This is a genomic window from Pseudomonas sp. GW821-FHT02H06, from assembly GCF_059421525.1.
The window spans coordinates 149,982-160,130 of the sequence record NZ_JBWKVD010000012.1 but is presented as its reverse complement, the minus strand read 5'-3'; the positions used below and the strand labels follow the sequence as shown (position 1 = coordinate 160,130).

Below are 10,149 nucleotides of genomic sequence, written 5' to 3'. Positions count from 1 at the left end.
ACCCTTGGTTACTTGGGGTGCTTTTCCAAGTAACTCGCCGAAGGCGAAACCGAGGCCGTTAGGCCGACGCCCTTGATTTTGATCTTGATCTGCATAAGCCGCACCGTTAAACAAGCCGCTCTTGGACCAACGCATTGCGAACAACCACCAGCATCGACTCAATATTCTGATCCCAATCCACCGTCCCGCTGATCCGCAAACACTGCTGATGCAACCCCCGCACACTGAACAACTCCCCCGGCGCCACCACAATCCGCTGCTCCAGCAACCGATTGAACACCCGCGCCGTATCCACCCGATGCACACTCTCCAGCCAGAGCGAAGCACCACCCCGAGGACGCACAAACGCCACCTCATCCCCCAGATACGCCTCCACCCCGCTTGCCAACTCACCGACCCGCTGCTCAAGACAGCCACGCAACTCCCGCATGTGCCGATCAAGCTGCCCCGACGCATACAACCGCGCAATCGCCTTCTGCCGAACCGGCGGCAAACGGAACGAACGCAACACCCACTGCTGATGCAACAGCGCCCGCGAATGCCGGCTCAACAAATACCCGAACGGCGCCTCCAGCCCGATCATCTTGTCGAACGCACCCACCACCAACAGCCGCTCCGGATCAATCAAATCCCGAAACGGCGAACGGTCCTCCTCGAAACACAGGGCCCCATGGGTATCGTTCTCCAGCACCCACAACCCATGCAGATTCAACACCTCTGCCAACCGCGCCCGCTGCGCGGAAGGCATCAATTGCCCGCGAATCGGGTCCATCTGCGACGACACAATCGCCATCTTCACCGCTTCCCGCTGGATCACCGCGCTCAGCTCATCGACGTCGATTGCCCCCTGGGCGTCGGTGCAGACTTCAATCACCCGAATCCCGTACGTCTGCAGCGTGCGCAGGATGCTCCAGCCGCACGGCGACTCCACCAGCACGGCGCCGTCGCGCAGTTGCAGCGCTTCAATCACCGTCTTCAGCACGCCGGTCTTGTCCGGCCCGATAAACACGTTGTCCGGGTGCCAGCAATGCTCGGTGGACGAGGTGTAGTGGCCGGCCAGCGCCGTGTGCAACTCGACATCACCGAAGGGCTGAAATCGCGGGTCGGGCTGGCAGGGATAATGACGCATGAGGTCGCGCTCGACGCTCAACAGCGCGCCGTGAAGCGACAGCAACAGCGTCGGCTCATCGGCGCCGAAGACGAACATGTCCGGGCGCCGGGCGCTGGCATGAAAACGCGTGAACACGTCATCGCCTTCCAGCGGCATGTCGTTGCAGGGGTTGGGCAGCGCGAAATAACCGGACTTGGGCACGGCGCAGATGCGCCCTTCTTTTTCGAGCAGGCTATAGGCGTTTTTCACCGTGGAAATCGATACTCGCAGCCGTCGTGCCAGGAGGCGCAACGAGGGCAAGCGCACGGCCGGTCCGGCGGACAGTTCGTTGGTCAGCCTGAGCAGGTAGCGGTACACCATCTGATAGGCAAAGTCGGTCTTGTTGTTATTCATCGAACACCCCATCCGTGCGCCAGGCGCAGGGTCATTGAGAAAGCGCCCCGTCGACCACCCGAGGCTCAACGCAGCACGTCGCGTCAGTTCACCTCGCAGCGTTCAACGCCCCGAAATCAGTTCCGTGGTCAGGGCGCCGGTATGCGGATCGACCGTCGCCACCCGGCGCTTGTCGGGATCGCTGGCACGGACCCGGGCGATGATCGAACGGTCGTCGTTGAAGTCCACGTGGCGCTTGGCGTAAAGCGATTGCAGCCCCTTCAGGCTCAGGCCGCTGACTTCCACGAGCCAGTGCGGCACCAGGTCCGGGACGAGTTGCCCGGCGAGGGTCTTGTGCAGATCACTGAGCCCCACCAGCATGCCGGGGTGATAGCGACGCAGGAAATCCTCGAGCCGTGCGCCGGCGTCCACAAATGGCGAGAACAGCAGGCACACCCATTGGGTCTCGCCCAGGCCGAAAGCCTCCTGACCGTAGCCTTCGGCAAGCTGCCGGCGATCGTCGATTTTTTCCGGGCTGTCGTAGGCGGCCAGGGCTTGGGCGATCAATCGGGCAGGCATGCGTTTGCGGCGCATCACGGCCGCCGCCAGCTCCAGGTACTCGGCGATGCCATCGCTGTAGGCACGCCCTTCAATAAATTCGGCCTTGAGCCCGCGCAGATGGGCCATCAGCAGCGGATTGGCGCAGTCCGATTCACTGAAGCTGAACGCCAGGTCATCAAAGCGAAAGCCCAGAAAATCAGTGAGCAACCCCCAGTGTTCCTCCGTGCGAAAGCCGATGAGGTCCGCGGCGGTCAGCAAGGTCGGGGCAATGGTTCTGTTCGGGTAGACCGGGGGCCGGCAGCAGCCCGACGCTTCCGCCGACTCGCCGTACAGCTCCTCGTAATAGGCGCGCCCGACACTGTCGATGACGCTTAATGCCCCGCTGAAACCCAAGGTGTGCCAGGGCTCGATTTTCTGCCCGCCATGGCGCGCCAGACGCATGATCTACGTCGCGTATTGCTTCTGCTCCTTGAGCGAGTCGCCGCTGATGACCGCATTCACCCCGCCACCCCAACAAGCAGCGCGAACCATGAAGTCCGCCATGCCCAGGTAGCAGCTGTTGCAGAAGGTAGTCCGCGCATCGCCAGCCGTCAGATGCCCGCCCAGCAGCACGTCGGAGCGATTCTGCTCACGACCCGCGGTCGAAAAAGGCAAATCGGGCTCGAAAATCTGCACGTACTGGTGATCGATCACCAACAGCTCGACCCTCGGGTCGTCGTGCAGAAACAGCGCCGAATAACAGCGGTCGATGTTGCCCATCACCGCCGAAGTAATACCTGCATGGCGCATATTGGCGACCCGCAGCCTGAACGTTGCCGGCCCCCGTGCGGCGATGCTCAGTTGAGCGGCACGCAACATGGCCACGGTATAGGCGCTGTCCTTGCCGCCGCTGAATGCCACCAGCACTTTATAGCCGCCGATCCTGTCTATGCCGCCCGCAGCGACGATCAAACGCTGGATCAATAACTGAAGGGCGGTTCGTTCGTTGCGATTTAAATAACCCGAGAGGCGTTGCAGCACTTGCTGATAGACGTAGTTCATGGCTTGTTCGTGCATTGAACTCATGGCTTCAATACCCGACGACTGATCAGCACGGTAACACTGCTCCCTATTGCTGGCTTGATATCCATACATAAGGGAGTTCCGATAGTCATGAGTGCAGCGGGCCGGTTATCAGACAAAGCAGAGGGCGGCAGGTCAACAGGCATCGACTCGTTCCTTGAGCATGTAATTATTGAAACTATTATCGACGCATCCGAAACAATTACAAGCCAGCTACTGCCGACACGTGAAGGTTCTCTTTTCGACAAGTCCGAACAAGCATTAAACGAGGATGTTTAAATAAGGGTTTATTAAAACGAACAGTCCATTGATTCGAAAAGACTTATCAATCACACACACTTGGCGGATTGATCATTCAATTAAACATCCAATAAACAAAAAAGCCTTCCAGAACATTCGGGAAGGCTTGAGTGATACAACGTGACCCGTGACTGACAGGGCGGTTACCTGGAACCCGGTCTCCGACACCTCAATCCCGACGCCAGGTCAAAAGCGTCGAGCATTCAATGAGCGCGATGGTCTGCACTCAGGATGGATCAACCTCAACCACTACGCGACCGCCCACTGGGCAACCGTCCATCAAACGGTGCGCCTCGACCAGTTGATCGAAGGGGAACACCTTGGTGATCTGCGGCACCAGCATGCCATCTGCCGTCATCTGGTTGATGTCGCGCAATGCACGCTTGATCGCTTCTTCGTCCTGCTTGATGCCCAGTTCAGGCTTGCCGGTGAAGTTGCCAACGCAGTGGACAAAGAACTGAATGTTCTTCTGGAACGCTGCACACGCCGGGAATGGCGTCTGGTTGCCGCCTTGCAGGCCATAGAGAATCAGGCTGCCACGTGGCGCCAGCACATCACCCAGGATCGACATCTGCGGACCGCCCAGACCGTCGAGGACAATGTCCACGCCGCGGTTGTCGGTGTAGCGGTTGATCGTCAGAAGCAGATCCTCTTCCTCGGTGACGATCACCTTGTCCGCACCCATTTTCAGCAGGTATTCGCGGCACGCGTCGGTCTTGGTCGCGGCAATCACCTTGATGCCGAGCGCCTTGCCCAGTTGCAGAAACGCAGGGCCCGCGCAGTGGCTGGCATCGGTGACCAGCGCCGTTTGCCCGGGTTTGGACCGTGCCAGTTCAACGAAAGCAAAGTACGCCACCAGCATCGGCGTGTAGTGAACGGCCGCCTGATTGGGCGTCAGCACGTCCGGGTAATGAGTCACGGAGGTGCGAGGCAACAGGATCAACTCGCCGTAGACCGGGTACACATTGACGTCAGCCGAAGGGAAGCTGGCAACCTTGTCGCCGACTTTCAGATCGGTTACGCCATCGCCAATGGCGGTAATGACGCCCGCCATTTCGGAGCCCAGACCGGCCGGCAGGCGAGCCTGGGATGAAGCCAGATTTTGTCGCCACAGCACGTCGTACCAGGTGACGCCGATCGCCTGGACGCGCACTTGCACCTCACCGGGTGCAGGCAACGCGACCGGCAGCTCTTCTACTTTGAGCACCTCGGCCGGACCGAACTGATGAAAACGGATCGTGCGGGACATTTCGAACCTCGCCTTATGAACCTTGATGCCATGAACTCTATCCGGGCGCCGCCGGTAACACTATCAGTGGCTATTAATAGTCGACATGCCTGCCATCGATTCTGATGGTGCAGGCAGCGCTGAATCTCAAGCGGCCGTCCCGGGCCTGCAGGGCGCTCATTGTTGGGTGCGCACCGCGACATTGCAACCCGGAGGCCAAATATCGATGAATCCCTTGTTCCAGGCTGGCTGCGTCGGCCCGGATTACAAAGGGCCAGTATGTAGGCATTGGTGTATTTTCACTCGTCAAGGTTTCATCGGCGCCTGTCAGCGGCATGGTACGAAGCTCATTTACAGGGATGTAGGTAAATTCAACGATGCAGACAACCGGTATTTACCCGTAATATCCCTGCCTGAGCTGAACACGTGGCGCGCGTCTGGGCCGCCAATGTATCGACCAATGCCCCCGAGACCCCCGTCATGAATCGCAACGACCTGCGTCGCGTCGACCTCAATCTGCTCATCGTTTTCGAAACACTGATGCACGAACGCAGCGTCACCCGCGCTGCCGAGAAGCTGTTCCTCGGTCAGCCGGCGATCAGTGCGGCGCTGTCGCGATTGCGCGGGCTGTTCGACGATCCGCTGTTCGTGCGCACCGGGCGCAGCATGGAGCCCACGGCGCGGGCCATCGAGATCTTTGGCCTGTTGTCCCCTGCCCTGGACTCCATTTCCACCGCCGTCAGCCGCGCCGCCGACTTCGACCCGGCCACCAGCACGGCAGTGTTCCGCATCGGCCTGTCCGATGAAGTCGAGTTCGCCCTGCTGCCCTCGCTGCTCAAGCGCCTGCGCTCGGAGTCGCCCGGCATCGTGCTGGTGGTGCGCCGCACCAACTACATCCTGATGCCGGCGCTGCTGTCTTCCGGCGAAATCTCCATCGGCGTCAGCTACACCGACGACCTCCCCGCCAATGCCAAGCGCAAAGTGCTGCGCCGCAGCAAACCCAAACTGCTGCGCGCCGACACCATGCCGGGGCCAATCACCCTGGACGACTTCTGCGCCCGCCCCCACGCACTGGTGTCCTTCGCCGGCGACCTGGGCGGTTTCATCGACGAACACCTGGAAAAAATCGGCCGCAAGCGCCACGTCGTGCTGGCGGTTCCGCAGTTCAACGGGCTGGCGACACTGATTGCCGGGACTGACATTGTTGCGACCGTGCCGGATTACGCGGCTGCCGTGCTGACGGCTGCGGGTGGTGTGCGCTCGGAAGAGTTGCCGATTGAATCGCGTACGTTTGAGCTGCACATGGCCTGGCGCGGCTCGCAGGATAACGACCCTGGGGAAAGATGGTTAAGGTCGCGGATTCAGATGTTTTTTGGGGATCCGGATAGTTTGTAATGAATGGCCCGACACATTGATTGAAGAGCAATCCCAACCATGAAAAATCGGGCCCCCTACTGCGTGCTGTTTACTGTGATGTGTTCACTGTTATGCCTACCCGCCCTGGCATCATCGTGGCAAATCTGCAGGATGCAGTTGCGCATTACTGATGTCGTGACAAACCCATTTCCCAAGTTGCAGGCCGAGATCCTGAAAGTAAGCGCAAAGGCGGCCACTGTCGTCTGCCCGGAGCAAGGGACGACTCTCATGTTTACGCCGGAAACGTCGGACTATCAGGCGGTGCTTCCACGCCGAAGCTGGCCGAAGAAAGGGCAAGTGGCGCGCTTTGATTACCGGTACCTGGACGGCACATGTAAAGGCGACGGTAATGCTTATCCTTGCCGCATCAAGCACTATTCGCTGCCGAAGAGATTGAGCGTTGAACCATAAATTGGTATGGCGCCTTCAGATGTAAGAATACTTTCACGCCATCGGGTTAACGTTTTCGAGTACCACCCCCCTCTCGTTAACATTTTCGAGTCTTGGTTAAGAGTTTCGACAGCGGATCGCATCAGCCAGCCCGTCCGCCCACAGGCAGGCCCACGTCACCACCCGCCTCACCCCAAAACGCTTCCGCCGCCTGACTCAACTGCGCCTTCGGCCGGGTCAGGTGGATTTCCAGCGGAATATCCCAGCTTTCATCCAGCGCTCTGACCAACCGCCCCTCCAGCACTTCCTGTTCGGTGAGGCTTTTCGGCAGCCACGCCACGCCTTTGCTTTCCAGGGCCATGGACATGAGCACCGCGGCAAGGTGGCTGCTGAACAGGGGTTTGAGGTGAAGGTAATCTTCCTTGCCCCGCAGTCGGTGCGCGACGATACGTCCCAGCCCGGATTCATGGGTGTAAGCCAGATACGGCAACGCCGCCGGCGCGGAGCCGAATCGAGTCGATGTGCTCGCTAGGGGCACCAGCACGTCCTCACCCACTTTTTTGCTGATGAACTGATCAGGGGCGAGCAACGGAGGGACGTCGGGGTGGCGATGGCAGAGCATGAACTGCACCTGACCGTGGATCAGCATCTGCTCGCAGACGGCCATGCTGTCGGAGTGCAGCTGCACGGCTTCGATGAGCGCGCCGTTTTCCGAGCTTCGCAGCCACTTGGGGAAGAAGGTGAACGACAGCGAATGCGTCGCCGCGAACTTGAGTGACCGCGCTGCCATGCCGGCCACTTCCTGAGCCTCATTGCGCATCCGGTACAGGTGCCGGGCGGCCTCCTGAGCGCTGGGCAAAATCTGCCGGCCGGCTTCCGTCAGCGTCGCGCCCTGGGGTGTGCGCACGAACAACTCCACCCCCATCCAGTTCTCCAGCGAGCGAACCCTGCGGCTAAAGGCCGGCTGGGTAACATGCCTTGCTTCGGCGGCACGGACAAAGCTGCCGTACTCCGCCAGCGCTGACAGATCTTCGAGCCACACGAGTTCCAAGGGGCCATGCCTCCTGTGCATAGGGTGCGGCATTAATAGCATTGGGCGGTTGGCGTCGCAAAGCCTAACGTGGGGCCACTAACAACAGCACGAACAACAAGAGTAACCCGCCATGCGCATCGTCGACATCCGTGAAAAAACCGTCTCCATTGCCTCGCCCATCGCCAACGCCTACATCGATTTTTCCAAGATGACCTGCTCGGTCGTTGCAGTGATCACCGACGTGATTCGCGACGGCAAACCGGTTATCGGCTATGGCTTCAATTCCAATGGTCGCTACGGCCAGGGCGCGCTGATGCGTGATCGCTTTCTGGCACGCATCACCGAAGCGGACCCCGACACCCTTGTCGATCACGAAAACAATAACCTGGACCCGTTCGCCATCTGGAAAGCCCTGATGACCAACGAAAAGCCGGGCGGTCACGGTGAGCGCTCGGTCGCCGTCGGTACCATCGACATGGCGGTGTGGGACGCAGTCGCCAAAATCGAAGGCAAACCGCTCTATCGCCTGCTGGCTGACCGCTACCGTAACGGCGTGGCCGATGACAAAGTCTGGGTCTACGCGGCAGGCGGCTATTACTACCCCGGCAAGGACCAGACCAAGCTCAAGGCAGAGATGCAGAGCTATCTGGATCGCGGTTATGACGTGGTCAAAATGAAGATCGGCGCGGTGCCACTGGACGAAGATATCCGCCGCATCGAGGCGGTGCTGGAGGTGGTGGGTGACGGCCGTCGTCTGGCGGTCGATGCCAACGGCCGTTTCGATCTGGAAACCGGCATTGCCTACGCCGAAGCCATCAAGCCGTTCAACCTCTTCTGGTACGAAGAAGTCGGTGACCCGCTGGATTACGCGCTTCAGGCCGAGCTCGCCAATCACTACGAACTGCCCATGGCCACCGGTGAAAACCTGTTCTCCCACCAGGACGCCCGCAACCTGCTGCGCCACGGCGGCATGCGCCCTGATCGCGACTTCCTGCAGTTCGATTGCGCGCTGTCCTACGGACTGGTGGAATACATGCGAACCCTGAAAGTAATGGAAGACATGGGCTGGTCGTCACGCCGCGTGGTGCCACACGGTGGTCACCAGATGTCCTTGAACATCGCCGCCGGTTTGCACCTGGGCGGCAACGAATCGTACCCGGACGTGTTCCAGCCCTTCGGCGGTTTCGCTGACGGGATCAAGGTGGAAAACAGCTACGTCGGATTGCCGGATATTCCTGGGGTTGGCTTTGAAGCGAAGTCCGCCTTGTACGCCGTGATGCGCGAGTTGGGTGAAGGCTGATTGGCGATCGCGTCAGCCCTCTTGCCCCACAGCTGATCCGCGAAATGCTCCGGTCATTGCACCTCAGACGTGGCATGACCGGCATCTTCACGCCTGCAGCGTTCGCGACAGGAAATCCCGAATGTACTGCGCAATCTCGGCCGCATGGGTCTCCAGGGCGAAGTGGCCGGTCTCAAGAAAATGCACTTCGGCAGTCGGGATGTCCTTGCGAAACGCTAAGGCACCCGGCGGGACAAAGGCCGGGTCATGCTTGCCCCACACCGCCAGCAATGGCGGTTGATGCTTGCGCAGATACCCCTGAAACGTGGGATACGCCGCGACGTTGCTGCGGTAGTCGAGAATCAGGTCCAGCTGTATTTCGTCCGCGCCGGCCCGGGCCATGTAAAAAATGTCCAGATTGTAGCCGTCGGGCGAGAGCTTCTCGGGATCAGCACCGGTGCCGTATTGCCACTCGCGGATGGTCTTGGGCGACAGCGACGGGCGACAGGCTTCGCGATTGGCTGGCGAAGGATCACGCCAATAGGCCTGCCACGGGTCCCACTGATCGCTGAAACCTTCCAGGTAGGCGTTGCCGTTCTGGCTGATGATTGCCGTCACCTTCTCCGGGTTGGCGGCCGCGAGGCGCAGGCCGGTGGGCGCCCCGTAGTCGAAGATGTACAGCGCGTATCGAGTCAGCCCCAGGGCTTCGGTGAAGCCCTCGACCACTTTGTAGAGGTTGTCGAAGGTGTAATCGAACTGGCCTCGCGGCGGTGCCAGGGTGTTGCCGAAACCGGGCAAATCCGGGGCAATCAGGCGGTATTGGCTGGCCAGGAGCGGCATGAGGTTACGGAACATATGGCTAGCGGTCGGGAAGCCGTGGAGCAGCAAGAGCACTGGCGCATCCTTCGCGCCGACCTCGCGGTAAAACACTTCGACATCGCCGACCTTTTGCGTGTGGAACGTGACCCGGAAGGCATCATCGAACTCGACGCTACTGTGCCGGGCAGAAGGACGTGCGCTGGCGGGTGCAGCGCTCACGAGTGAAGCAGCCAACGCAGACGCTGCTCCAACCGCAGACGCTTGCAAGATGCCGCGGCGACTGACGCCGGGTTTGCTGTTCGAGGCGTTGGCCGAATCGAAAGTAGTCATTAGGAGACCTGCATGAGTGAGTTCATGCTGAATCCTATTGGCTGCTGCAACGGTCGTGAATCACCAGGAAACTCAACTCACCATTGCGGTTTTTGCAACGCGGCCAGGTCTCATGGGAAAACCGAGCGTAAACGCGGGCTCACCAAAATACCGCACGCCTTAGTAGGACCGGCTTTAGCCGGGAAGACGTCGGGGGTCACGCTGCAACTGTGAGGGTGCTCATGCCGGCCTCTTCCCGGCTGAAGCCG

At 60.1% G+C, this 10,149-nt stretch carries 8 protein-coding genes and 1 pseudogene; 4 read left to right on the top strand and 5 right to left on the bottom strand.

All coding sequences use genetic code 11. The annotated features are described in order from the left end of the window. Positions 1-106: 106 nt before the first annotated feature. Together AC07VF_RS19445 and AC07VF_RS19440 are read right to left on the bottom strand one after the other, a co-directional pair. Positions 107-1,504, bottom strand: a complete 1,398-nt coding sequence (locus AC07VF_RS19445) for an aminotransferase class I/II-fold pyridoxal phosphate-dependent enzyme (protein ID WP_495010127.1) — start codon at positions 1,502-1,504, stop codon at positions 107-109. Positions 1,505-1,606: 102 nt separating this feature from the next. Further along, positions 1,607-3,109 (bottom strand): annotated as a pseudogene (locus tag AC07VF_RS19440) (hypothetical protein). An 87-nt stretch (positions 3,110-3,196) separates the two neighbouring features. Here AC07VF_RS19440 and AC07VF_RS19435 point away from each other — a divergent pair. Next, on the top strand, positions 3,197-3,385 hold the full coding sequence (locus AC07VF_RS19435) for a hypothetical protein (RefSeq protein ID WP_495010126.1): 189 nt from the start codon (positions 3,197-3,199) through the stop codon (positions 3,383-3,385). Between the two features lie 247 nt (positions 3,386-3,632). Here AC07VF_RS19435 and AC07VF_RS19430 read toward each other — a convergent pair whose 3' ends face one another. Beyond that, positions 3,633-4,655: a zinc-dependent alcohol dehydrogenase family protein gene (locus tag AC07VF_RS19430; protein ID WP_192173642.1), complete on the bottom strand. Its 1,023-nt coding sequence runs from the start codon at positions 4,653-4,655 to the stop codon at positions 3,633-3,635. Positions 4,656-5,114: 459 nt separating this feature from the next. Between AC07VF_RS19430 and AC07VF_RS19425 the strand changes: the two genes are divergently transcribed. Beyond that, positions 5,115-6,029: a LysR family transcriptional regulator gene (locus AC07VF_RS19425; protein WP_192173641.1), complete on the top strand. Its 915-nt coding sequence runs from the start codon at positions 5,115-5,117 to the stop codon at positions 6,027-6,029. A 132-nt stretch (positions 6,030-6,161) separates the two neighbouring features. Then, positions 6,162-6,461 carry a hypothetical protein gene (locus tag AC07VF_RS19420; RefSeq protein ID WP_346625905.1) on the top strand — a complete coding sequence of 100 codons (300 nt, stop codon included), beginning with the start codon at positions 6,162-6,164 and terminating at the stop codon, positions 6,459-6,461. Between the two features lie 121 nt (positions 6,462-6,582). Here AC07VF_RS19420 and AC07VF_RS19415 read toward each other — a convergent pair whose 3' ends face one another. Further along, entirely contained in the window at positions 6,583-7,491 is a 909-nt protein-coding gene (locus AC07VF_RS19415) for a LysR family transcriptional regulator (RefSeq protein WP_346625904.1), read from the bottom strand. A 112-nt stretch (positions 7,492-7,603) separates the two neighbouring features. Here AC07VF_RS19415 and AC07VF_RS19410 point away from each other — a divergent pair, with 112 nt between their 5' ends. Then, entirely contained in the window at positions 7,604-8,773 is a 1,170-nt protein-coding gene (locus tag AC07VF_RS19410) for a mandelate racemase/muconate lactonizing enzyme family protein (protein ID WP_463583603.1), read from the top strand. An 87-nt stretch (positions 8,774-8,860) separates the two neighbouring features. Here the strand turns inward: AC07VF_RS19410 and AC07VF_RS19405 are convergent, their stop codons facing one another. After that, positions 8,861-9,901, bottom strand: coding sequence for an alpha/beta fold hydrolase (locus tag AC07VF_RS19405; protein ID WP_346625902.1), 1,041 nt, complete (start codon positions 9,899-9,901; stop codon positions 8,861-8,863). Positions 9,902-10,149: the final 248 nt, after the last annotated feature.